We start from the raw sequence: 22,515 nt of genomic DNA, 5'->3' as shown, positions 1-22,515 counted from the left end.
AACTAATCCTCCTTGAGCCGCACGCCCAGACCCCAAATGGTCTCGATATAGTCTGTCGAACTATCCAGCTGGGCTAATTTCTTACGAAGATTGCTGAGATGGGCATTGAGCGTATTATCGCCCGGCAGATAGGTCTCCTCCCAGACCAACTCATACAGCTCCTCCTTGGTAAAAATCTTTTTAGGATGAGCCAGCAAGGTCTGGAAAATCTGAAATTCCTTTTTCCCCAGCCGCATGGACTGGTCCCCAGAAGCAATTTCAAAGGTATCTGGCAGAAGGCGAATGTTTTTGATCAAGGTCTCCCCAGCAGGCTTAGACTGGGCCTGCTGACTGCCTCGCAGTTGGACAGTGACACGCGCTGCCACTTCGTCTAGATTAAAAGGCTTGACAATATAGTCATTGGCGCCGTCCAGCAGATACTGGCTTACGAGACTCTTTTCGCCTAGAGCGGTCAGCATGACCACCGGCACCTGACTGGTCTTGCGAATTTCCCTCAGCACCTCATCGCCATTTTTTCCCGGCAGCATAATATCCAGCAGAACAAGATGAATCTCTTCTTCTGCAAAAATCCGCAGTCCCTCGGTCCCAGAATAAGCTGAAAATACGACATGCTCCTGCGTAAAGAGATTTTTTAAAATCTCATGAATATCATTGTTGTCTTCAATTAGTAAAAGTTTGGCCATCATCATTCTCCAATAGCTTGATAAAACTAGTGTAGCAAGGATGAGCCAGCAAGTCAATCAAATATAAACGATGCAAAAGAAAGAGAGTGGGACAGAAATCGGTAATTCGTTAGAATTCGATTTCGACGTCCCACCTCCGCACAGTTGAGTAGGGCTGTAAAAGCTGATGAAATTAGCGTAATAGAGCCCACTCAACCACTGCGTCTTGCTCGACAATCCAAAGACAATTGAGAGGCTAGGACTTTTGTCCCAGCCTCCTTGATCTTATTTGACAGATGCTCCGTTAGTCGCGATGACTTCCTTGTACCAGTCAAAGGATTTTTTCTTGGAGCGCTTGAGTGTTCCCCTGCCTTCATTGTCCCGGTCCACGTAGATAAAGCCATAGCGCTTCTTCATCTCGCCAGTGCCGGCTGATACCAGGTCGATACAGCCCCAGGTCGTGTAGCCCCACAGCACCACGCCGTCTTCGTTGATGGCTTCCCGCATAGCCTTTACATGGGCTGCCAGGTAGTCAATCCGGTAATCATCATCTAAATAGCCATTTTCATCTGGAGTATCCACTGCGCCCAGACCATTCTCCACGATAAACATGGGCTTTTGATAGCGATCCCAGATGGTATTAAGCGTAATACGCAGGCCCAGAGGGTCGATCTGCCAGCCCCACTCAGAAGCTTCCAAATAAGGGTTCTTCAGAGAAGCAAAGATATTGCCCGCTGTCAATTCATTGACCTCAGGGTCGCCCGAAGCTACCCGGCTCGCATAGTAAGAGAAGGAAATGAAGTCCACCGTATGCTCCTTGAGCAGCTGCAGGTCCTCTTCTGTCATTTCAACAGTGATACCCTCGCGCTCCCAAGCTTTCTTAGCATAGTTAGGATATTCACCACGCGCTTGCACATCGATGAAGAAATAGTTTTTCCTGTCTTCCTCCATACCAGCCCATACATCGCGCGGATGGCAGGTGTTAGGATAATTTTGACCCGCTGCCAGCATACAGCCGACCTTATTTTCTGGATCAATCTCATGAGCTAGCTTGGTAGCAATGGCTGACGCGACCAGCTCATGATGGGCAGCTTGATACTTGACCTGCTCTTCATTTTCGCCGTCTTCAAAGCAGAGCCCCGCCCCCATAAATGGTGCATGCAGGATCATATTGATTTCATTGAAGGTCAGCCAGTACTTGACCAAACCCTTGTAGCGGGTAAAGAGAGTGCGACAGAGACGCTCGTAAAATTCTAGCATCTTACTGCTCCGCCAACCGCCATATTGCTCAATCAAGTGCATGGGGCAGTCAAAGTGAGTAATGGTCACCAAAGGCTCAATGCCGTACTTGTGGCATTCCTTAAAAAGGTCTTCGTAAAATTTCAAGCCAACTTCATTGGGCTCCAGCTCATCCCCCTTAGGGAAAATCCGGCTCCAAGCAATGGACAGTCGATAGGTCTTAAAGCCCATCTCGCCAAAAAGGGCAATGTCCTCCTTGAAGCGATGGTACATGTCAATGGCTTCCTTGGCTGGGTAGAAATAGCCATCCTCAAAGTCAAACATCTTTTTCTTACCCGTGATAATGGCCAGGCGCTCCTCACCAATCGGCACCACATCTACATTGGCCAACCCACGGCCATCTGCATCATAAGCGCCCTCACACTGGTTGGCAGCTGTCGCTCCGCCCCACAAGAAACCATCAGGAAAAGTCAGTTTTTCAGTCATATCTCTACCCACTTTCTTATTTTACCACTTCATTTACTTATATTATACCCCAATATCCAGACCTTTACTTGTGGAATACTGCGGAATAATGATACTATTCTACTATTTTGTTTTATTCGATAAATTTTCAGGGTTGGGTTTTTAAAGAAATCGTCTTCAAAGATTTCTTCATCAAAAAGAGACTGGGACAAAAGTCCTAGCCTCTCAATTGTCTTTGGATTGTCGAGCAAGACGAAGTGGTTGAGTGGACTCTACTAGGCTGATTTCATCAGCTTTTAGCCCTACTCAACTGTGCGGAGGTGGGACGACGAAATCGAATTCTAAGGAATTACCGATTTCTGTCCCACTCTCATGATGGAAAGCTGAGATTGAGAACAAAGCAAGCAACTTCTATTTGATAAGATTTGGAAGAATAAACATGATGAAGACGGCTGAAGCAAGCACCATTAGGATAAGAAGATAGATTGAGATTTTCCTCAGCCATAAAAAGCGACCTGGTTTTAATGGTCTTTCTACGTAAGAACATTTCGGTTTGTTCGGATCATAGTAAACAGTGACCTTTCCACCGATTGGGAAACGCTCCATAAGTGGTGATTTTGTTACAGAAATGAAACTATTTCGCCGTACCTGATACCTTAATACTTGTGGAATTTCTCCATTATCGAAATCTTCCAACTTTACTTCAGAAACAACAGAGTTAAGCGGTGTTGCCACTGTTTTTGATACGCTAGAAAGAAATCTTGGTCCTACTACCTTGTACTGATTCCCGGCAACAGTATATTCTACAACTGGGAGACTAATACCGTTATAAAGAACATTTGAGTATCTTATGATTTTTCCTTCAGTCTTTTCAGTACATTTTTTATCATCTAAATAACCACTAAAAATCAACTCATTGTACATAAAATACATAAAGGCAGCAAACGCTAGCATCATACAGCCAAATAAGAAAAAGAAACTCGTCGACATCTTGATTCACTCCTAAACCTTCGTTAGGCTTCTATTTTAACAGAATATAAAAAAGGATACAAGAATACTAACTATTCTCAACTTTTTAAACCAAAGCTGTGATGGCCGTCACCAGGCCAAAAATAATTCCCGGTGCATTCGCTGCTGCAAGGGGAATATCTCTTTCTTTTTTGAACAAGCCATAGTAGACCCAAAGACTACAGTTGATTGTTGCGACGAGCGGTTGGATAAAATTCCCTTTTTGACCCGCTAGGTTGTTCATGATTTGTGGAAAATAGGACACATACATCATTACGGACATAAAGGTTGCAACCCATCCCAAAATTTTCATTTGTTTTTCATTAATTTTCAAAATCTCTTTCATTTTTAGGCTTATATTTTATAATGAGAGACCAAAACAATCAAGTCCTTTTATCCCTTTGTTATGAAGATGTAAACTATCACAATCTTGTGATAAGAAAGAGGACAAAGAAAAAGACCGGATTACTCCGATCTTTTCAAGTTCCGCTCTAAGAAAATCAAAGAATGAAATCTTCAATGTTTGCATTTGATTTTCGACGAGAGGAATTATTTAATTGCGCGTGATTGCAATCCTTCTTCTTCCAAGAAGAGGCGGAATGGTACGAGTTCTTCTGCTTCGTATTTTTCCTTGAAGGCTTTGATTGCTTCTTCTGAGTGAAGTTTTGGATCGAGTTCAAGCACTTCTACTGGAAGTGGACGGTGTTGCGTGATGTGGGCATCGATAACAACAGTTTTACCTTCTTTGTTGAGTTTCACAGCTTCTGCAACGACTGCGTCGATGTCTTCGATACGGTCTACTGTAAATCCAACAGCACCTTGCGCTTCAGCGATTTTCGCATAGTCAGCATTAGGGAAGTCACAACCAAACAAGTGTTTGTTTGTGTCTTCGTATTTGTCCTTGATGAAGGCATATTTACCATTTGAGAAGACAACGTTGATAACTGGAAGGTCGTATTGAACGTTTGTGATAACGTCTGGGTAGCACATGTTGAATGCACCGTCACCCATGATGTTCCATACTTGGCGATCTGGATTGTCTTTCTTAGCAGCGATACCACCAGGAAGGGCAATACCCATTGTCGCAAAGAGTGGAGATGTACGCCACATGTTCTTAGGTGTCATGTGAAGGTGACGAGTAGATGTTTGAGTAGTGTCACCTACGTCGATTGAGTAGATTGCGTCTTGATCAGCATGTTTGTTGATTGCATTGTAAACTTGATACAATTGCAATTCACCCTCAGTTTTACCTTCGAGTTTGTTCATGTAATCACGCCAGTTTTGGTTGTTCTTCACATTTGCACGCCACCATGGAGTAGACTCAACTGGGTTTACTTTGTCAAGGATAGCTTTCGCTGCTTGACCCGCATCACCAAGGATAGACGCGTCAAGAGCATGGCGTTTACCGAGTTTGTAAGGGTCGATATCGACTTGGATGAATTTTTCAGTGTTCTTAAATGCTTCGTAAACTTCAGCAAATGGGAAGTTAGAACCAAGGAAAAGAACGGTGTCTGCTTCAAAGACCACTTCGTTAGCTGGTTTCCAACCAACACGGTAAGCAGAACCTGTCAAACCTTCATAGTTCCATTCAAAGGCTTCAAAGTTTTTACCAGTTGTGATGATTGGTGCTTTGATTTTACGTGACAATTCAGTAATCACTTCACCTGCTTTAACACCACCGTAACCAGCGTAGATAACTGGACGTTCAGCATTGTTCAAGATTTCAACGGCTTTGTTGATTTCAACTTCGTTCAAAGCAGGAGCGATGAATGAACGTTCGTAAGAACCTGATCCGTAGTATGAGTTTTCGTCGATTTCTTGGAAGCCGAAGTTTACAGGGATTTCAACAACTGCAGGACCTTTTTTAGAAACTGCAGCACGGCAAGCTTCGTCGATAACTTTTGGCAATTGCTCAGCGTAAGCTACACGTTTGTTGTAGACAGCGATGCCGTTGTACATTGGGTTTTGATTCAATTCTTGGAAAGCATCCATATTGAGTTCGTTGACTGGACGTGATCCAAGGATAGCAAGGAATGGAGCGTTGTCCATAGCTGCATCGTAAACACCATTAATCAAGTGAGTCGCACCTGGACCACCTGAACCAACTGCAACCCCGATTGAGCCGCCGAATTTAGCTTGCATAACCGCTGCAAGAGCACCTGTTTCTTCGTGGCGAACTTGCAAGAAGCGGATATCTTTGTCTTCAGCCAAAGCGTCCATCAATGAGCTGAGTGTTCCTGATGGGATACCGTAGATTGTGTCTACGCCCCATGTTTTCAATACGTTGAGCATTGCTGCTGATGCAGTAATTTTCCCTTGAGTCATAATGATAACTCTCCTTCAAAATTAAATTATTTATTGAAAACTTTCAGATAGGTTAATGAAAACGTTTCAATAAACTTACTCTACAAATTTATCACTTTTTCCAACTCTTGTATAAGAATATGCTCAGGATTGCTTTAGAACTATTACATAACAATTATGAGATTTTTCTGAATTTTGAAATGTATTTTATAATAGATTTCAGAAAAAGATGAGAGCGTCTATCTCTCACCTTTGAAACTGTGCAAAATTCTAATTCGGAGCAAGCTAGAAATGTAAGGGCTAAACATGCTATAATATTGCTAAGTAAACGAAAAGATTCCAAAATAGTAGGTAAAAAGATGATCAGAGAAGCCAGTCCACACGACCTAGATGAATTACTCCATTTGTACCTCTCCTTGCATGAGACGGTCATTCCAGAAAAAAGCCCAACCTTACAAAAGGTCTGGCAGCGGATGGTAGAAGATCCAGACCACCATATTATTGTCAAAGTGCTTGACGGAAAGATTGTTTCTTCTTGTATTTGTGTCGTCATTCCCAATCTCACGAGAGGACTGCGCCCCTACGCCCTGATCGAAAATGTCGTTACTCATCATGACTTTAGAGGCAAGGGTTATGCTAGTGAATGCCTTGATTTTGCTAAGAAAATAGCGACTGAAGCCAATTGCTACAAAATGATGCTGCTGACGGGCTCCAAGAAAGAAAGCACCTGGGAATTTTATAAACGGGCTGGCTACAATCACCAAGATAAGAAGTCCTTTATCCAGTGGCTAGACTAAAGAAAGCAAAAATCTTTAATAATATAGAAAGAGAGTGGGACAGAAATCGGTAATTCCTTAGAATTCGATTTCGTCGTCCCACCTCCGCACAGTTGAGTAAGGCTGTAAAAGCTGATGAAATCAGCCTAGTAGACCCCACTCAACCACTGCGTCTTGCTCGACAATCCAAAGACAATTGAGAGGCTAGGACTTTTGTCCCAGCCTCTTTGAAATTTCAGTTTTAACTGCTTGATTGAATTAGCCACGAAAAATATTTTCTCAAAGATAAGGCTGCAGAACCTTTGACAGCGTCGCATAGCCAGCAATAGTCAAGTGCAAGCCATCCGTAGTAAAATCCTCCCGCAGCTGACCGTTCTCATCCAAGAAGTTATCATAAAGGTCGATAAAATGGACATTGGTATAGATACTTGCTAGGTTTTGGTAGGCACGATTGAGGGCTTGGATTTTCTCGTTCGTTCGGATATAAACCGTTCCTTTATACTGCTCCTGCTCATTCACAGGCAGGACGGACAGCAGCTGGATCTGAGCCAGAGGATAGTCGCGAGAAATCTCCTGAACAACTGCTTCCAGATTGGCCAGCGTTTCAGCCTGAGACATCTCCTTGCCAATGTCGTTGGTTCCAATCAGGAGAAAGACCTTGTCCAGAGCCTGCCCAAAGAGATGGGCATCCAAGTTTTCTAAAAGCAAATCAGTCTTGTAGCCACGAATGCCACGATTGACCAAGGTTTTAGGACTTTGCAATAGCTCATGCAGCGGGAAATATTCCACAATCGAATCACCGATAAAAATAATCGCTGGCTCTTTGACCGCAAGCTGATTCAGGTCCCGATAATTTTTCTGGATCTTTGCCTGTTCATTCAAAAGCCACTGTTCTAATAGTTGAACTGCCATTTAGACTCCTTTTTCTAAATATTGCTCAATCACCTGCAAAACACCGGCCTCTGCATTGGCTGGTGCCAAGCGACTGGCAATGCGCTTAATCTTCTCATCCCCATTTTCCATAGCATAGGAGAAATCCGCTAATTCTAGCATTTCTAAGTCATTCTCGCTGTCACCAAAAGCCATGATTTCCTTGCTTTTGATTTGCCACCGATCCATGAGCTGACGAAGTCCCCAGGCCTTGTGAAGACCTTCTTGAATAATGTCAATCGCGCCATAACCGCTGGTCACAGCACTCAATCGTCCAGCAAATGCTGTATTGATCTGCTGCGTAATCTCTGCTGCTTGCGCTTCATCGACCATAACGCTCATCTTCAGCACTTCTTCAAACGGATGCTCTTGCAGATTAGGCACGAAATTCATTCGTTTGTAGAAATGAACCGCCATTTCTTCTGTCATAATCTTGCTAATCATCGGAAAATCAGTGCCGTCCTGAACAAAGCCACCTGTAGTAGAAGTGACCACTAGATGCACCTCTCGTTCTTGACCCTGAAAATAAGCCAGCGTGTCCGCAATCAAATCAGGCTGCCAGAAAGTTCCCAGCAACATTTCATTTTTTTCAAAGATTCTAGCGCCGTTGGCCACAATCAGGGTCATACGCTCTGTCAAATCGCCCAACAATAAGCGCATTCGTTGGATCTCATTGCCCGTCGCAATGACAAACTTAATGTCCCTCTCCTCCAGCTGGTCTAAAACTGCTGTCAGGCGTGGCAAATCCAGCTCTCCTCTCGGGTCCAAAAGAGTACCGTCCATATCCGTAGCGATCATTTTAATTGGCATCTTCCCACCTCATTTCTATAATCTCAGATATTTATTTTTCACTTTATTCCATAAATATTTGAGATAATTTTTCCCTTTTAACTTTTCAACTAATGATTTTTCAAAATCTTTTACTTGGGCATCAACTTGACTTTTAACGCTTTTCCCCGCAATCGCATAGCAACTTCTAGCCGTATGGTAACCAGCCAAGCCGCGATTATTCTGAGGGGCTTTGAAGCCTTGCCCGCCATTTCGGATCGCCAGCCTGCGAAACTGGGGATCCCACTGGGCTGGACTTTTAACATCGTAGTAATAATGGGAACTATGTTTGAATAGGGAGGGTTTCTCCCCGTAATTAAAACTAGCTCCATTGACTAGCCCATTTTGACTGCTTCCTTCTGGATCTAGGATATTGAGAAACTGCCCTTCCCTATCCAGAATAAACTCGGTATGGAAACGATGGAGGATCTTGATATTGGCCTGATAGGGCCGATGGTCTGGGTAGGTCACCTTGTCCTTATAGACAAAGGCTTTATTGTGCAGCCGCGAAGATTCCCAAAGCTGGCAGTCCAGGTCAGGATGCGCCTGAAAATAGGCTAGGAGAGCCTGGCCATCTGTCATCCCTGACTTACGAAAATGCTCTCTAACCCACTGGGCTTGCTGACTGGAAATAAGGTAGCGAAACTGGTGCAACTGACCTTTTAACCTTTGATTGCCACTGTCTGCAATAAAGTCTGCTGGAGAAAAAGCCTGCCGAATCGTTTGAGAAAACTGGCGCCAAAAGGGAGCGTGTGGCGATAAGTTCGGATGCATACGCGAGAGCAGTTTGGTAATCTCTGCTGCTTCTCCGCTCAATTCGTCAGGCATATCCATATAGAGCATAGCTAGCTCTAACAACTTCTCAGCTTGCTGGGGCTGGGGAGATCGACATTCAAAAGACCATAACTTCTGAAAGAGGGGACTGCCAAATAGGACGGCCTCCTCAAAAAGACTCTGGTGGGCTGATTCATACGGTAATGACGCCATTTCTGTCAGAAAAACTGTATCGAGAGTAGCTTGAGACCAGCCGAGTGCTTGTAATTCTAGGCAGTATTGCTCGATTTCTACTTTCATCACCATCCACATCCATCATATGAAATTTCTTCAGCACCGTTCTGAGCTTCGCTAACAGGCTCATGCAGCCTTCGATAGCTCTCCTATTTACCTCTAAATATGCCAAGATTTCATGTAAAAGTCAACGTACAAAGGAACTTTCGGCCTCGAATTGTATTCTTTCAGCATTTTTTGCTATACTAGTCTTAGGAAAACAACGAGGACAAAAGATGACGCCAAATAAAGAAGACTATTTAAAATGTATTTACGAAATTGGCACGCGCCAGGGAAAAATCACCAATAAAGAAATCGCCCAGCACATGCAGGTTTCCCCGCCAGCCGTGACGGAAATGATGAAGAAAATGCTGGCTGAAGAACTCTTAATCAAGGACAAAAAGGCCGGCTATCTGCTGACTGACCTAGGTTTGCAGCTGGTCTCTGACCTCTACCGCAAGCACCGATTGATTGAGGTGTTCTTGGTTCAAAAGCTAGGCTATACCACGGACGAAATCCATCAGGAAGCCGAAATTCTGGAACATACCGTTTCTGAACGCTTTGTCGCAGGCTTGGAAAAAATGCTGGATTTCCCTGAGACCTGTCCTCATGGTGGCACAATCCCAGCCAAACACCAACTGCTGAAAGAAAAATACCGTCAAACTTTGGCCTCCGCTCAGGAGCCTGGTAGCTACCTCATCCGCCGTGTCCACGACGACTTTGAGCTTTTGGCTTATCTGGAAAAACACAATCTGAACATAAACCAAGAAATCCGTTTCCTCCAGTATGACGACTACAGCCAGCTCTATCAACTGGAAGTGGATGGCAGAGCAATCCAAGTTAGCCCTATGATTGCCCAGCAGATTTATGTAGAAAAACTATAAACAGAACCCAGTTCGGACTTTTTAGTCTAAACTGGGTTTTTATTGACAAAAATAAGATGTCAGAATATAATAAGTGTGCTTATAAAATATCTAGAGGGAAAGCTAATGGAAAAATCTCAGTTTAACTCCATCTATACGGATGAATACAAAAAATCAACCGGTCTGCTCTTTATCCGTGCCTACCACAAGTGGCATGGACTGATTAAAAACGAACTGAAAACGATCGATTTGACCCATCCCCAGTTTGTCATTCTGACCACTCTTGCCGCACTCCTGCGTCAGCAAGAATGGGTGAGTCAGACCCATATTGCCCGATTTTCTGACATGGATGTCATGACCGTATCCCAAATCATCCGCCTCTTGGTCAAGAAAGGGTTGATCATGCGGGAAGTCCATCCCAAGGACAGCCGTGCCAACATCATACTCCTAACGGATATGGGGTTGCAAAAGGTCAACCAAGCCCTTCCTCTGGTAGAAGGCATTGATCAGACATTCTTTGGAAAATTAGGAAATAAAACAGAAATATTAAACCAACTCTTAATGGAACTGGAGGCAGAAAATGACTAGATTTTGGATTGGTGTCGTATCAAAAGAACACGTTCTAAGAGGGGTAGAGGGAGGCTTTTGCCAAGTCTGCCATGGAAAGAAAGCACCGCTGAACCGAATGAAAAAAGGAGATTACCTTTTGTACTACAGCCCCAAGTATCAGCTGAATGGTCAGGAAAAGCTGCAGTCCTTTACAGCAGTTGGCAAGATTCTAGATGACACAGCTTATCAAGTAGAGATGTTTGAAGGCTTTGTCCCATTTCGGCGAGATGTCAGCTACTACCAACCTATCAAAGACTGTCCCATTGACCAAGTCCGACAACATCCTCAGTGGCGCCAGTATGCTTCTCAGATAAGATACGGACATTTCGAAGTTTCTAAAGAATTTTTTCTCTATGTCTTTGAACAGATGAAGGAAGAATAGGAGGCTGAGACATCCCGACCTCCTATTTTTCGTATCCGATGTCATATGCTCTATAATTGTTGTAGTAGGGAGAGCTATTGTAGAGTAATGCATTTCATTTGTTCTAAGCAGAAAATTCTCATCTCTCTGCCAAATATGTCTCTATTTCTTGAGCGCTTAACTTTCTTACCTGACTTTCAGGAAATTCCTGATAAGAAGGCATGATAAAGCTAGGCTGACGGCTGGGACAGTTTTTATCAGGATTCTTTTTCAGATAGGTTTCTAAATCCGTCAGATTGGTAAAAATCTTGTAAGACACTCGTCCCTTGTCTGACTGGATTTTATAAATGCCGCAGGGCGCCTGCATGGTCACATCCGCCGCTCGCAAATAATACTTGGCAATTTCTAAAGATTTAAAGGGAAAATTCCAGCGTTGCAGGCCATTTTTTGTATGCTCAATGCAGATACAGCGCCCGCAGTGACCGCATATATATTGCCTATGCTCTCTCAGACAGTCCAAGGGATGAAGCAAAGGTGTCACCCTGCTCTGGTCAATATAACACTCTACACACATAGCCAAAACTCCTTCTACTTAGTCATTTCTAATATAGCAAGTTTTTGAAGAAAAAGAAAGAAAAGATCCCATTTACCCCCTTGCAAACCTTTTCACTTTTTGCTAAAATGATGTCAAAAAAATAAGAAGGACAAGATTATGCCACAAAATCTCTTTAAAGAATTGGCTCAACTAGAGCAAGTAGAAGCTCTGGCTCTAGGAGGCTCACGGGCCGGGCAACATTTTGACCAAGACTCAGACTATGATGTCTATGTCTACCTGAGCGCTCCTCTCGCGCCAGCCATCCGCCAAGAAATCCTCAGTAAGTACTGCTCCTATATGGAAATTGGCAATCAATTTTGGGAACTTGAGGACGACTGCGTCCTCAATAATGTTATCGAGATTGAGCTGATTTACCGCTCGCTGGACGACTTTGACCAAGACCTGCAGACCGTCATTTTAGAGCACCGAGCCCAAAATTCTTACACCACCTGTATGTGGTACAATCTGGTCCACAGCAAGATTCTCTACGATCGAGACGGCCGCTATGCTGCCCTCCAGAGTAAATACAGTCTGCCCTATCCAGCTGAGTTGAAAAAGAATATCATCAGCAAGCAGCTCCTGCTCCTCGACCAAGCGATGCCAGCTTTTTCAAGACAGATCAAAAAAGCTCTCAAGCGCCAAGACCTGCTCAGTATCAATCACCGTAGCAGCGAGTTTTTCGCCTCTTACTTTGATGCCCTCTTTGCCCTCAATGAGCAGCCCCATCCAGGCGAAAAGCGCATGCTCCAGTATGCCAAAGAAAATTGCTCCCGCCTGCCTCGGAATTTTGAAGCCAATATCCAAGACTACTTCCAACATCTCTACCAGCCAGACCATCAGCAGAAAGCGGTCCTAGCCTTGGATAGCCTCCTAGACAATCTTAAGCACTTGATTGAAGAATCCATCTAGAATTTCAACAGATAAAAAGCTCATGAAGCCAGTTTTTCAGCTGATTCATGAGCTTTTTGCATATCATTCTATAGTCTGGCACCTAAGAGGACAAATCCAACTCAAAGAGGCCGTACTCATGCTTGTCCCCTTGCAATTCTGCTGCATAGTGGCGCGTGACGGTATTTTTGTGAATCAGGGCTCCAATAGCTGAAGCCTGTCGCTTCTGTGCTTCTTTAAAAATCGGATAGGCCAAGGCAGAGCCTAAGCCCAGGAATTCTTCATCCACTCCCAGATACATAATCGTGTAACGTTTGGCAAAGCGCTTGGTCCAGAAAAGCTTGGCTAGGTTGAGAGGAGTCAGCTTTTGATAGACCAGAGAGCCGTAGTCTGGCATGGCAATCAGAAAACCTGCTAGCTTGCTCTCCTTATAGGCCAGCTTAACCATTGAAAAATCAAGAATATACTGGTATTTTTGAAAAATCTGACTGAACTGCTGACTGGAAATAGACCGATAAATCGGAAAATCTTGATAGAGGCGATTGAGAAGTTCGAAAACCTGCAGCGAGGCTTGTTCCCAGTCCTTCTTTTTGGGAGAACAAATGGTGAAACCCGCTTCTTCAAAAGACTCAAAACGATGAGCCAGTTTGTCCTGATGAGTTTGATTGCTGACCTTGGGATAAAAATTGGACAGATAGCGCTCCTTGAGCTCAAAACCAGCAGCCTGCCATAGCTCAGGATAATAGTCTGGATTATGAGGTTCTCCAGTAAAAGGTAGCTCCTCTGTTCCAGTCAACTGCATTCGATAGCCCAGCCAAAAACTTGCCTGTACCGGACCGATAATCTTACTTGCTCCGAGACTGCGAGCAAAACCTGCTAAATGCTCGATAAAAACAGATGCAATCTTCTGATTATTGATGGACTCAAAAAATCCCAAGTAAGCAGCCTCATCATCTGGATAGAAAGTCAGAAGGCCTCGAGTACAAGGCAGACTGTCCTCATAGCCAACAAAGGCATAAGTATCTAAGTCAGAACTCAGCGGGTGACTGCCTTCAATCAAAGCTAACTCTTCCTCTTCCGACTGCATGAGGTGGCCTGGCTGGTAAATCTGCTTGGGTAGGGCTAGAAAATCATCCAGCTCTGCTGTATTGGGTTTGACTGGTTTAATTTCAAGCATAACCTTCCTCCTTGATTAGTCGAATCTTGCCAGTCAGGCCATCCATCTCAATCCAGTCGCCATTCCGCAGCTGGCTGCAGGCACCTCTGACATTGACAATGGAAGGAATACCCAACTCGCGGGAAATAATGGCAGTATGAGAGAGCAAAGACCCCTGCTCGGCAATGACACCCTTGGCTTGGGTCAGAAGATAGACCCAGACCGGATCGGTCATCTTGGTCACAATAATCCGGTCCTGAGCAGACTCAATCGTTTGTACGTCTTCCACGATCAATACCTGAGCCTTAACGCAGCCAGGTGAGCAGCCAATCCCCTGTAGGGCTTGATTGCCCGTATTATGACTGCTGGTGTGGTTTTGCGGTTTCAGGTATTTCTCAAAGACCTGTCCAGTAAAAACATAGCGACTAAAGGTTGGTAGTTCCTTATCAGCCTCCAACTTCTCCCGACGCTCGGCTATCAAGCCACTAACATCTCTGGGCTTTCTGGTCAGCTCAAACAATTCTTCCTTTGTCAGGTAAAAAACATCGTCAGGCGTAGCCAGCAGACCTTGCTCGGCTAATTGCTGACCCAGCGTTCGGAAAATCTGACGCATCATGCCGTAGATCCGTGTGCGGTTTAAGCGGGAGCTTTCCCGATATTTAACACCCGTCATGGCTCGCTTGCGAAGGAAATTCGTCCACCAGCCTGATTTTTGCACCTCTTCTTCAAGTTTCTGGGGGGCCAACTTCTTCCCCTCTTGCTGGCACATTTGCAGCAGGAGCTTGAGCAGACGCTCTGGGTGCGTTCGAAAGGTGGGAGTTTCTAACTTCAACTCTTCCGGAGCTCGATCGCCAAATTCATGGATAAAATGGACTATTTCTTGGACCATAGGGTGCTGGCGACTTAGAAAGACTGCTGGACTTTCACTTGCCATGGCCTGTCTAATCGCTACATTTTCTTCTGCTTTTAGCTGAGCTGTTAAAGCTTGCAGAGCCAAAGCTGGACGCATACTTTCAATCTGCTCAATTCCCGCAATCTCAGCCTGAACAGCCCCACCGCGACGCGACTTCTTCAGGAGCCCAGTATATACAAAGGCATAGAGGTCATTAACCAGTGTAATGTCCCAGTGAGCCAGAATATCCTCTTTTAGCTTGCTGACCAAGGCAATCAAGGTCTCCGCATCTGCGTCGGGAGAAAAGCTCGCTTCGTATTCGCGCTGAATCTGGGCAAACTGTTCTTCCAATTGCCGCATTTGCTTGGGTGCTGTCCAAAACTCTCGGATGATACGAAGCATGATTTGCAGGCGCTTAGAGGCAGACAGGTGCATCGGCATCTGAGGCACCTCTGTCTCTCGTACTCCCAGCATATCCTGCCAGATTGGAATAATTTTCTTTGAAAAAGGCAGAAGCTGCAGCAGCTGATACCAGCTCTGAATTTGGTAATAAACCCGGCTATTGACCGGCTGCAGCATGTTTTGAAAGGTGGCTTCATAGGCAGCCAACTCAGGGGCATTCTTGCCAACCAAGCGCTGGGCCAGACTGCGGAAAATGCTAGCATAGGCCTCCTGGATAAAGCTAATGGTCAAAGGACTAGAAACGCCCGGATAACTCTCGACAATGTTGCTGTTATCCAGAATAATCCGCCGTCCCTCAGGCAAGGTGGTAATAGGTCGTGCCTGCAAGAGATAGAGCTGGCCATTGGCAAAAGTGAACTCCATATCCATAAAGGGTCCGAAAAGCTGACTTACCTGACTAGCCAAGGCTTGTAAGTCCTCGAGTTGTTCCTGTGATACGCCTGGTGAGTCCTTCGTCTGCTCTGTATAAAAGAGCTGGTCCTTGGGATGAAGCGTCACCATTGTTGTAGGAATCTTATCCTCGACAACCTTGTTGCCCAAGCCCCGACCGATGACAATGATGTGCTCGTTCAGAATGCCCTTGGGATTAGCTGTGAAGTAAATCCCAGACAAGTCTCCCTCCTGCATGACCTGCACAAGGCAAATCATCTGCGCTTGCTTCAACGATAGTCCTTGCTCAAATAAATAACTAAGAGCTGACTCCTGATAAAGAGAGAGCAAGGTCGCTTGAATAGCTTCTTTAAGCCCCTCTGGCTTCACATTGAGCTGGCTCTCAAACTGACCGGCAAAGGATGAAGCCTTCCCATCCTCAATCGTAGCAGATGAGCGGACTGCGAAGCGACAGTCTGTCTGGAAAAATTCCTTACGAACCCAACTTTCTGCCGCTGTTAGATCTTCTTGACTAAACTGATCTCTGGCCCAATCCTGGAGTTGCTGACTGAGTTGGGATAAGTCCAACTCTCCAGACCAATAGGCTGCTTCCATCCGCTCCAAGTCAGCAGAGCTGGCAGATTTTTGAAAAAAGTCAAAAGCAAACACTGCAAAATCAGGAACCGGCAAACCAGCAGCTTGCATTTTCAGCAAATGATAGGCCTTGCCTCCGACCTGGTCAAGCCCTGTCTGCTTGATTCTTTTCATTAAAGTACCCCCATCAAGAGATAAACAGCAACGGACAGAACCATGGTTGTCTCCGTGATATAAGTATAACGCTCCACCCGCTCCCGGATATTAAAGCGAGTCGGATCCTTGATAAACTGCTCAAACTGGACGGTCATCCAGATAACATTCAGCACCAAGACTACCACTCCGATATGGGAAATATTCCAGAGGAGAGCAAAATTGGTCAAGATATCCAACAGCGTCACCACCTCGATAAAGCGAGTGGCTTTTTTGTAGCCAAACAGCATAGAATAAGTCACATACTCGGTCTCGTCTTTTGGCGCCCGAATCTTGCGGCAGACTTCCCAGATCAGACTCGGAAAATACATGGTAAAGGCCAGCAAGACGGTCGGTAGGGACAGGAGAGGCAGATTGTACTTGTAACAGACAAAGGAAATCGTATAGAGATTCAAAATCATCATGACTGGATTATGGGTCACTAGAGCCAGTGGCAGAGAATTTTGAATCTTGTCACGCTTGAAGAACCAGAAGGACATGAGGGTTCCGTAGATATAGAGGAAGAGGAACCAGCCGATATTGTTCATAAATAGAACATTGAGAAGTACAGACACAGCTACGATAAAACTGAGGGCAATAGCCAAGTCCTTCTTTTTCACTCGGCCAGATGGCAGAGCCCGATGAGGAAAGAGTCGTCTGTCGGTCTCGTAGTCCTTGAAATCGTCCGCAATCCGCAGAATCATCAGAAAGACAAAAATCGTAAAAATCCCAATCAACTCCTGATGGTCAAAGTGAAAGGTGGTCACTCCGTCATTGAGCAAGAGGACAAAATAAATCTCAAAAAACATGATGGCAGCCACAAAAAAGCGCGGCAACAAAGGGAACATTTCCTTATAATAAACGGCTAATCGTTTAAACATAGCTTTTCTCCAATCTTTTCACCCATTTGAATCTGGGTTTCTATTCCAAGGTCTGAGTAAGTCAGGATATCCTGATCCAAGCGAATCGTGTCTGCCGGGTAGAGGACAAGAATAGTTGAGCCGCCCAGACCAAAGCAGCCCTTCTCCTGTCCCCTAACCAAATGGTTCTGATTGTGATTGTATATTCTGCCGACCAAGAGCGCCCCTACTTCCATCTGCAGGACAGGCCCTAGCTCGGTCTCTAAAAGACAGTATTCTCTTTTATTTTCCTTGTAAATCAAGCGCCGCTTCTGGGCTACCTGTCTGACCGTATGCAGGCGGCCTTTAATTTTTCGTCTTCGGGTAATTCTGCCGGATTCGGCAGCCAGATAGCGGTGCAGATCTTCTACTCCCAAGCGATAGACCAGCGCTGTTCCGCCAGTGAACAGCAGAGCTAAGTCATCATCCAACAGTAAGTCAGCTAGACTATAAATCTGACCCTTTATCGTCAGCTGCAAGTCCTGACTGATGGTAAAAGCCTCCAGCTTAGCATCCGCCACTGCCAGTGCTTGACTGTCAGGACAGACTGGACGCAGATCAGGCTTGATTTTCCTCTGGAAAAAAGCCGCAAAGCTAGAATAGGGACCATCTTCATAGTCAGCCAGATTCAGCTGATAATTTTCCACAAAAGCTGCTATTTTCTTGCGAGAAAAAGGAGTGTAGTCTTTCAAAGTCAGCAGATAAGACAGACTAGGTCGAGTCAAGATAGGCAATAAGAAGCGACCCCAGGCAGTACCATAAAGCGTGTCTAACAGACCCGCCTTGTATTCTATCGGTTCAACTACTTGGCCAGTCTTTCTCTGATAGACCTTAACCATGCGGGAGAACCCCCAGACCAATCAGACTTGCAACAGCCAGAATCGCAAAAACTAGGTAGGCCAGCTTATTCGGCTTGGGAATACGGCAGTTGTAGACAAATAGGACGGGCAGCAAAAGAGACAAGCACAGCCACACCCAAGCAAAGAAACCAGGCGCCAGCCATTGACAGACCAGATAGGTAAATGGGAAAAATAGGGCGCTGTAGGTCACGGGCAAGCCGACAAAATAAGAGGCAGATCCTTCATCATGCTTGGCCAAGCGGTTAAAATGAGCCAAGCGCGTAACTGCAGCCAAGACATAGAGGACAGCCAAGATGATATTGGCCGCTCCCAAGGGCAGCTGAGTCATGAGGAGCACAGCCGGGAGAGCCGCAAAGCTAATCATGTCGCAGAGCGAGTCAATCTCAATGCCAAATCGTTTCTGACTTTCAGTCCTCTTCATCCGCCGCGCCACCACACCATCAAAGAGGTCGCAGATACCGCTAACGATAAAGGCCATCATGGCCAGCCGCAGCTGGGACTGAATGATGGCATAGACTGCCAACAATGCAAAAGCAGCGCCCGTATAGGTCAGGATAACAGATTTGTCGTATTCACCGATAAACAAAGGTTCATTCTTCTTCATGAATTCTTATTTCTCCTCTTCTTCCATCTAAAGTAACCAGCATGCCAGTTTTTAGCAGCTGAGTTGCATTCTTGGCGCAGACCAGAGCTGGAATCCCGCATTCCCGAGCGACAATGGAAGCATGGCAAAGAACCCCGCCATACTCTGTCACAAGACCACCTATAATACCAAAAACATAGCTCCAGCCCGTATCTGTATAGCGAGTGACAAGAATTTCTCCCGGTTCAATTGTCTCAATATCCGCCAAATCCAAGAGAACTCGAACCCGGCCGGTCACCTGACCGCTGCTGGCTGGCATTCCCGTCAGCAGAGCCTGACTATCATGAGCTACCTCTTCCAAACTCATCTCTTTGTCGGTCAAATCCCCCGCTGGCTCAAAATTCCGATAGGACTGGCAATAATGCTGATTATCAGCCGCTTCTTCTTGCAGCTGGTCGGCAGTCTTTTGCCCTTCCATAAAGGCAATCAGACTTTCTTTCTTAATGTAAAAAATATCTTGTTCATTTTTCAGAAAACCTCGCTTTTCATAGGTTCGGCCGAGTTTGAGGCTAATCTGGCGAATGAGGTGGTAATAGCGCGTGGAAATATCCTTGAACTCCTCCCGCCACCAGAGCAAGTTCCTCAAGTCTTGACTGATTTTTTCTATCTTTTTCTGCTTGGTTCGAGATAGATGAGCCAAATCCAGCTCAGACTCTGAGCCAGGACTGAGCGAAGCTTTGGCCGCTTGGTAATACGCTGAATCAGCAATCAACTGCTGGACCGCTGCCATAACCTGATGAGAATCTTCTTCATAACTAGCTACTCGCAAGTCCAGCTCCCGTGCCGAGTGATAGCCCAAATCCTTTTGGAAATCCTGAATCTTGATGAAATCTGCTCGCTCAGGATATTGTGCAGCCAGTCCCTGCAATTCTTCCACCGATAGCTTCAACCAATCGTCTGTCAGTTTCTCCTCTGCCAAAATAAGATCCGCAGCTTCCAGCATTCTAGCTAAAGGCTTGGTATGCGAAACATTTCCCAACTTAGCTATCAGTTGGAAAAATTCATCAACCGTCAGCCATTTGAGCAGACTGGTCTTTTTCATAGACAGCTGGACCGTATTGATGTAGGCCTGCCAAAAATAAGTTCCCTCACTGTCTAAATAGGCCTGATTTAGTACTAATTGCCAAAGACTCTCGACCTGCTGAAGCGGGCTTTGGTCATTCAGTTCTCGTATTTCTTGATTCAGGCGGTTAAATTGCTGACGCAGCTCTTGCAGCTTGCCTGGCGCTTGGCGCAGAAAATTCTTAGTTGTTTTTTGCGTTTTCAAGGCTACCCGCAGGAAATTTAAGAGCAAGGCTGGACTTAATTTGCTGGTAAAACCTTGACCTTGGTAGTCTTTATTGACTCCCAGCTCATCATCAAAGTCTCGCTCAATATAGCCCGGAATCTGCTCCATGCCTTGCTTGACCACGCCTAAGTTCCAGAAGGGCCGAGCATAATGGAGACGCATCAGCGGCGGCATCACACCTTTAGGCTCTAGGCCAATTGCCAGCAAAAAGCTGGAGAGCGCCTCTTGCCAAGAATGGCGGTAAAGGCTCCACATCAGGTTGGGACAGGGCTGAGCCGCCACCCCTCCATCCCGAAAATTCGCCGTCGTCCAGCGACCACTGTCGATTTTGGTTAGCACTGTCGTGATGGGCCGAGCCTGCAGCAGATAGACTTGCTCTTGGACAGCACACCACTCAATATCCATCGGCCGGCCAAAATACGCCACAATCTGCAAAACTTGCTCGTGCAGCTTCTGCAAGACTGCCAGAGGCATTTCAACTTTTTCAAACTGGCTCCAGTCCGGCTTGTACCAAGAAAGAGTCAGCTGCTCAGGATTGACTTGACCGCTAACCAAGCTCTCAGCTGAGCCTTTTACATACTCCAACAGCATGGTCTGGTCCTGATTGGTCGCCACGTCTAGGGAAAAGCAGACACCGCTGAAGTCAGGATCTATCTGCTCCTGGATTAGCACTGCCATGGCAAAATCCTGCTCAGGCAGACCCTGGCGTTGCCAGTAGGCCAAAGCTTCTGGATTAAAGAGGGAAAGCAGACAAGAACGAATGCCCTGCTCAATTTCTGATAGTGTCCGGCAGTTGCCAATCGAGTCATATTGACCGGCAAATGACATGGCCTGTCCGTCTTCTAAGAGGGCACTGCTGCGAACGATATAAGCTTGATTTTGCCGGCAAAAGGCTGCTAACTCCTGTAGCCAAGCTGGATCCAAGGGATACTGCTGCAAACGCTCTGCTATCTCCTCCTTGCCCAGATGAATTAACTCTGCAAGCCCCTGTTCTGAGTATTCTGGCAGAGCTGCTCTTAGCCAAGGCATTACTTGATCTGCTGGCAAAATCAAGGCTTTAGGAACCGAAAGTCCCAGCTGACAGAGGCGAATGAGTTGATTGATTTTACCGCCATAGACGACCGAAGGCTCTTTTTCCAGCCATAGTTCTTTCATCAAAAACTCCCATCTCACATACGATTTTTTCTAAGCTTAGCCCAGTAGAGCAGACGATTGACTCCCAGATGCGTGCCCGCCCCCAGAATCAGTATGCCCAGTATCTGCTGCCAAGACAGAGGGATATAAAAAAGCAAGAAAATAATACAACCAATCAAGGAATCAATCTGGTCTATCCAGATAAAGATCCATTTCCAGCCATTCTCCGCCGTCTTGCCCTCTCTGATCTCCAAACGGCGCTTGATGAAGCTATTGGGCAGCTCAAACAAAACATAAGCCAGACCCAAGAGAGCTCCTAGCACCAGATTAAAAAGCACGGTATTTTCGTGGAAGGCATAAACCAAATGCAGCTTCTCTAGGGTGGGAATACTCTTCAAGAGCAAGCCCCAAAGTATCTGAGCCAAAGCTCCCCAGACAATCATGCCAAAGAAACCTTTCCAGGTCTTGTTAGCCCCAAAAAGCCTCTTCCCATCCTTTAAAACCAGCCCAGCATCCATTGGTCGATAAGCCGCCTGCAGCAGTGAAGACTTGCAAAAGATCATATTGAGAACCCCAGCCAGAATGACCGGCATCAGGGTGACGTACAAGGCAAGAATCCAACTCATACTTATTTCCTATTCTTTTTATGAAGATCAGTCTGAAAAATCAAGAGACTCCTCAAACTTATATATATATCATTATACCATAAGTCGTAAAGCCCTTTTCCAATAAGCCCTACACATCTGTCGCATCTGACAAGGAGCAACGCCTGTCTGCCATTCCGCTTTATCAACTCCAAAGCTGCCTGCTAGAATAATATCGCCTTTAAACCACACAAAAAGCTTCATAAGAACTTCTAAGGAAACCAGCATCTGGTCTATTAAAAGTTACTTATGAAGCCTATGAAATGCTCCTTGTCTCTAGGAAAGAAGTAAGCTATTTTTTTCCTAGCCTTAAACTACTGACCTTTAGAAGGCTCGCAATTCTTTCATCGATTTTTAGTGTCTAGTAGAATGGTCACTGGACCATCATTTATCAATTCTACCTGCATATCTGCTCCGAACACACCCGTCTTGACTGGCACTTGTTCAGCCAACAGCTGGTTAAACCTGTCATAAAAGGGACTAGCCATATCCGGCTTGGCTGCACCTGTAAAGGCTGGCCGATTTCCCTTTTTGGTATCTGCATGGAGCGTAAATTGGGAAATGGAAAGAATCTCTCCTCCGATATCTTGAACAGAAAGATTCATCTTATCCTCAGCATCGGAAAAAATCCGCATATTGGCAATCTTCCTGACTGCATAGTCCATATCTTCCTGACTATCCTCAGGCCCGACGCCTACTAAGAGCAGAAGCCCCTGTTCAATCCCGCTGTGCAGCTGCTTGTCAATACTGACCTGAGCACGTTTGACGCGCTGAATGACAATTTTCATATTTTTTCCTTCATTTCTG

General features: G+C 45.5%; 22 protein-coding genes. 5 read left to right on the top strand and 17 right to left on the bottom strand.

The window, feature by feature from the left end:
• Window positions 1–2 precede the first annotated feature (2 nt).
• The 5 genes from FXF62_RS04135 to spxB form a co-directional block, all read right to left on the bottom strand.
• Complete coding sequence (locus tag FXF62_RS04135) at window positions 3–683, bottom strand: response regulator transcription factor (RefSeq protein ID WP_149517762.1); 681 nt, start codon at window positions 681–683, stop codon at window positions 3–5.
• 264 nt (window positions 684–947) lie between these two features.
• On the bottom strand, window positions 948–2,387 hold the full coding sequence (locus FXF62_RS04125) for a 6-phospho-beta-glucosidase (protein ID WP_149517761.1): 1,440 nt from the start codon (window positions 2,385–2,387) through the stop codon (window positions 948–950).
• Window positions 2,388–2,777: 390 nt separating this feature from the next.
• Entirely contained in the window at window positions 2,778–3,356 is a 579-nt protein-coding gene (locus FXF62_RS04115; RefSeq protein WP_149517760.1) for a DUF3592 domain-containing protein, read from the bottom strand.
• An 85-nt stretch (window positions 3,357–3,441) separates the two neighbouring features.
• A complete protein-coding gene (locus tag FXF62_RS04110) occupies window positions 3,442–3,702 on the bottom strand; it encodes a SemiSWEET family transporter (RefSeq protein ID WP_187984233.1) in 261 nt (86 codons plus the stop codon).
• A gap of 221 nt (window positions 3,703–3,923) precedes the next feature.
• A complete protein-coding gene (gene spxB, locus FXF62_RS04105; protein WP_149517758.1) occupies window positions 3,924–5,699 on the bottom strand; it encodes a pyruvate oxidase in 1,776 nt (591 codons plus the stop codon).
• Window positions 5,700–6,037: 338 nt separating this feature from the next.
• Between spxB and FXF62_RS04100 the strand changes: the two genes are divergently transcribed.
• Entirely contained in the window at window positions 6,038–6,475 is a 438-nt protein-coding gene (locus FXF62_RS04100) for a GNAT family N-acetyltransferase (protein ID WP_149517757.1), read from the top strand.
• A 258-nt stretch (window positions 6,476–6,733) separates the two neighbouring features.
• On the opposite strand, the gene FXF62_RS04085 is transcribed toward FXF62_RS04100, so the two are convergent.
• Genes FXF62_RS04085 through FXF62_RS04075 form a run of 3 tightly spaced genes read right to left on the bottom strand, consistent with a single transcriptional unit; the run spans window position 6,734 to window position 9,292 of the window.
• The gene (locus FXF62_RS04085; RefSeq protein ID WP_149517756.1) at window positions 6,734–7,366 is read right to left on the bottom strand and encodes an SGNH/GDSL hydrolase family protein; all 633 of its coding nucleotides are present in this window, start codon (window positions 7,364–7,366) and stop codon (window positions 6,734–6,736) included.
• Window positions 7,367–8,194 (bottom strand): Cof-type HAD-IIB family hydrolase, encoded by an 828-nt coding sequence (locus FXF62_RS04080; protein ID WP_125383558.1) that lies wholly within the window; start codon window positions 8,192–8,194, stop codon window positions 7,367–7,369.
• A gap of 15 nt (window positions 8,195–8,209) precedes the next feature.
• Window positions 8,210–9,292, bottom strand: coding sequence for a DUF3114 domain-containing protein (locus FXF62_RS04075; RefSeq protein WP_394366089.1), 1,083 nt, complete (start codon window positions 9,290–9,292; stop codon window positions 8,210–8,212).
• 203 nt (window positions 9,293–9,495) lie between these two features.
• Between FXF62_RS04075 and FXF62_RS04070 the strand changes: the two genes are divergently transcribed.
• From FXF62_RS04070 to FXF62_RS04060, 3 genes are all read left to right on the top strand, one after another.
• On the top strand, window positions 9,496–10,143 hold the full coding sequence (locus FXF62_RS04070; RefSeq protein ID WP_187984230.1) for a metal-dependent transcriptional regulator: 648 nt from the start codon (window positions 9,496–9,498) through the stop codon (window positions 10,141–10,143).
• A gap of 105 nt (window positions 10,144–10,248) precedes the next feature.
• Complete coding sequence (locus FXF62_RS04065) at window positions 10,249–10,710, top strand: MarR family winged helix-turn-helix transcriptional regulator (RefSeq protein WP_149517753.1); 462 nt, start codon at window positions 10,249–10,251, stop codon at window positions 10,708–10,710.
• Window positions 10,703–11,113 (top strand): EVE domain-containing protein, encoded by a 411-nt coding sequence (locus FXF62_RS04060; RefSeq protein WP_149517752.1) that lies wholly within the window; start codon window positions 10,703–10,705, stop codon window positions 11,111–11,113. The genes FXF62_RS04065 and FXF62_RS04060 overlap by 8 nt, the downstream gene beginning before the upstream one ends.
• 118 nt (window positions 11,114–11,231) lie before the next feature.
• On the opposite strand, the gene FXF62_RS04055 is transcribed toward FXF62_RS04060, so the two are convergent.
• Window positions 11,232–11,666 carry a hypothetical protein gene (locus tag FXF62_RS04055; protein ID WP_149517751.1) on the bottom strand — a complete coding sequence of 145 codons (435 nt, stop codon included), beginning with the start codon at window positions 11,664–11,666 and terminating at the stop codon, window positions 11,232–11,234.
• Window positions 11,667–11,804: 138 nt separating this feature from the next.
• Here FXF62_RS04055 and FXF62_RS04050 point away from each other — a divergent pair, with 138 nt between their 5' ends.
• The gene (locus FXF62_RS04050) at window positions 11,805–12,596 is read left to right on the top strand and encodes a nucleotidyltransferase domain-containing protein (protein ID WP_149517750.1); all 792 of its coding nucleotides are present in this window, start codon (window positions 11,805–11,807) and stop codon (window positions 12,594–12,596) included.
• Window positions 12,597–12,678: 82 nt separating this feature from the next.
• On the opposite strand, the gene FXF62_RS04045 is transcribed toward FXF62_RS04050, so the two are convergent.
• The 8 genes from FXF62_RS04045 to dtd all read right to left on the bottom strand — a co-directional run bounded on the left by FXF62_RS04045 (window position 12,679) and on the right by dtd (window position 22,496).
• Window positions 12,679–13,752 (bottom strand): hypothetical protein, encoded by a 1,074-nt coding sequence (locus FXF62_RS04045; protein ID WP_149517749.1) that lies wholly within the window; start codon window positions 13,750–13,752, stop codon window positions 12,679–12,681.
• Window positions 13,745–16,222, bottom strand: a complete 2,478-nt coding sequence (locus FXF62_RS04040) for a phosphoenolpyruvate synthase (RefSeq protein WP_149517748.1) — start codon at window positions 16,220–16,222, stop codon at window positions 13,745–13,747. The genes FXF62_RS04045 and FXF62_RS04040 overlap by 8 nt, the downstream gene beginning before the upstream one ends.
• Window positions 16,222–17,121, bottom strand: coding sequence for a UbiA family prenyltransferase (locus FXF62_RS04035; protein WP_149517747.1), 900 nt, complete (start codon window positions 17,119–17,121; stop codon window positions 16,222–16,224). The genes FXF62_RS04040 and FXF62_RS04035 overlap by 1 nt, the downstream gene beginning before the upstream one ends.
• Window positions 17,106–17,978 (bottom strand): phosphatidylserine decarboxylase, encoded by an 873-nt coding sequence (locus tag FXF62_RS04030; RefSeq protein ID WP_149517746.1) that lies wholly within the window; start codon window positions 17,976–17,978, stop codon window positions 17,106–17,108. Before FXF62_RS04030 ends, FXF62_RS04035 begins: the two co-directional genes overlap by 16 nt.
• Window positions 17,971–18,603: a CDP-alcohol phosphatidyltransferase family protein gene (locus FXF62_RS04025; protein ID WP_149517745.1), complete on the bottom strand. Its 633-nt coding sequence runs from the start codon at window positions 18,601–18,603 to the stop codon at window positions 17,971–17,973. Before FXF62_RS04025 ends, FXF62_RS04030 begins: the two co-directional genes overlap by 8 nt.
• Complete coding sequence (locus FXF62_RS04020; protein WP_149517744.1) at window positions 18,590–21,085, bottom strand: PEP/pyruvate-binding domain-containing protein; 2,496 nt, start codon at window positions 21,083–21,085, stop codon at window positions 18,590–18,592. Before FXF62_RS04020 ends, FXF62_RS04025 begins: the two co-directional genes overlap by 14 nt.
• 14 nt (window positions 21,086–21,099) lie before the next feature.
• Window positions 21,100–21,690, bottom strand: a complete 591-nt coding sequence (locus tag FXF62_RS04015; protein ID WP_149517743.1) for a CDP-archaeol synthase — start codon at window positions 21,688–21,690, stop codon at window positions 21,100–21,102.
• A 362-nt stretch (window positions 21,691–22,052) separates the two neighbouring features.
• On the bottom strand, window positions 22,053–22,496 hold the full coding sequence (gene dtd / locus FXF62_RS04010) for a D-aminoacyl-tRNA deacylase (RefSeq protein WP_149517742.1): 444 nt from the start codon (window positions 22,494–22,496) through the stop codon (window positions 22,053–22,055).
• Window positions 22,497–22,515: the final 19 nt, after the last annotated feature.

Origin of the sequence: Streptococcus cristatus (genome assembly GCF_008369405.1) — a bacterium.
GTDB classification, from domain to species: Bacteria; Bacillota; Bacilli; order Lactobacillales; family Streptococcaceae; genus Streptococcus; species Streptococcus cristatus_G.
Note: the sequence above shows the minus strand (reverse complement) of the source record. Positions and strands in the feature narration are given on the sequence as shown.

What these genes read in the sequence shown, in the direction of transcription:
- FXF62_RS04135 (WP_149517762.1), bottom strand. Translation starts at nt 683, where the DNA reads ATGGCCAAACTTTTACTAATTGAAGACAACAATGATATTCATGAGATT.
- FXF62_RS04125 (WP_149517761.1), bottom strand. Translation starts at nt 2,387, where the DNA reads ATGACTGAAAAACTGACTTTTCCTGATGGTTTCTTGTGGGGCGGAGCG.
- FXF62_RS04115 (WP_149517760.1), bottom strand. Translation starts at nt 3,356, where the DNA reads ATGTCGACGAGTTTCTTTTTCTTATTTGGCTGTATGATGCTAGCGTTT.
- spxB (WP_149517758.1), bottom strand. Translation starts at nt 5,699, where the DNA reads ATGACTCAAGGGAAAATTACTGCATCAGCAGCAATGCTCAACGTATTG.
- FXF62_RS04100 (WP_149517757.1), top strand. Translation starts at nt 6,038, where the DNA reads ATGATCAGAGAAGCCAGTCCACACGACCTAGATGAATTACTCCATTTG.
- FXF62_RS04085 (WP_149517756.1), bottom strand. Translation starts at nt 7,366, where the DNA reads ATGGCAGTTCAACTATTAGAACAGTGGCTTTTGAATGAACAGGCAAAG.
- FXF62_RS04080 (WP_125383558.1), bottom strand. Translation starts at nt 8,194, where the DNA reads ATGCCAATTAAAATGATCGCTACGGATATGGACGGTACTCTTTTGGAC.
- FXF62_RS04075 (WP_394366089.1), bottom strand. Translation starts at nt 9,292, where the DNA reads ATGGTGATGAAAGTAGAAATCGAGCAATACTGCCTAGAATTACAAGCA.
- FXF62_RS04070 (WP_187984230.1), top strand. Translation starts at nt 9,496, where the DNA reads ATGACGCCAAATAAAGAAGACTATTTAAAATGTATTTACGAAATTGGC.
- FXF62_RS04065 (WP_149517753.1), top strand. Translation starts at nt 10,249, where the DNA reads ATGGAAAAATCTCAGTTTAACTCCATCTATACGGATGAATACAAAAAA.
- FXF62_RS04060 (WP_149517752.1), top strand. Translation starts at nt 10,703, where the DNA reads ATGACTAGATTTTGGATTGGTGTCGTATCAAAAGAACACGTTCTAAGA.
- FXF62_RS04055 (WP_149517751.1), bottom strand. Translation starts at nt 11,666, where the DNA reads ATGTGTGTAGAGTGTTATATTGACCAGAGCAGGGTGACACCTTTGCTT.
- FXF62_RS04050 (WP_149517750.1), top strand. Translation starts at nt 11,805, where the DNA reads ATGCCACAAAATCTCTTTAAAGAATTGGCTCAACTAGAGCAAGTAGAA.
- FXF62_RS04045 (WP_149517749.1), bottom strand. Translation starts at nt 13,752, where the DNA reads ATGCTTGAAATTAAACCAGTCAAACCCAATACAGCAGAGCTGGATGAT.
- FXF62_RS04040 (WP_149517748.1), bottom strand. Translation starts at nt 16,222, where the DNA reads ATGAAAAGAATCAAGCAGACAGGGCTTGACCAGGTCGGAGGCAAGGCC.
- FXF62_RS04035 (WP_149517747.1), bottom strand. Translation starts at nt 17,121, where the DNA reads ATGTTTAAACGATTAGCCGTTTATTATAAGGAAATGTTCCCTTTGTTG.
- FXF62_RS04030 (WP_149517746.1), bottom strand. Translation starts at nt 17,978, where the DNA reads ATGGTTAAGGTCTATCAGAGAAAGACTGGCCAAGTAGTTGAACCGATA.
- FXF62_RS04025 (WP_149517745.1), bottom strand. Translation starts at nt 18,603, where the DNA reads ATGAAGAAGAATGAACCTTTGTTTATCGGTGAATACGACAAATCTGTT.
- FXF62_RS04020 (WP_149517744.1), bottom strand. Translation starts at nt 21,085, where the DNA reads ATGAAAGAACTATGGCTGGAAAAAGAGCCTTCGGTCGTCTATGGCGGT.
- FXF62_RS04015 (WP_149517743.1), bottom strand. Translation starts at nt 21,690, where the DNA reads ATGAGTTGGATTCTTGCCTTGTACGTCACCCTGATGCCGGTCATTCTG.
- dtd (WP_149517742.1), bottom strand. Translation starts at nt 22,496, where the DNA reads ATGAAAATTGTCATTCAGCGCGTCAAACGTGCTCAGGTCAGTATTGAC.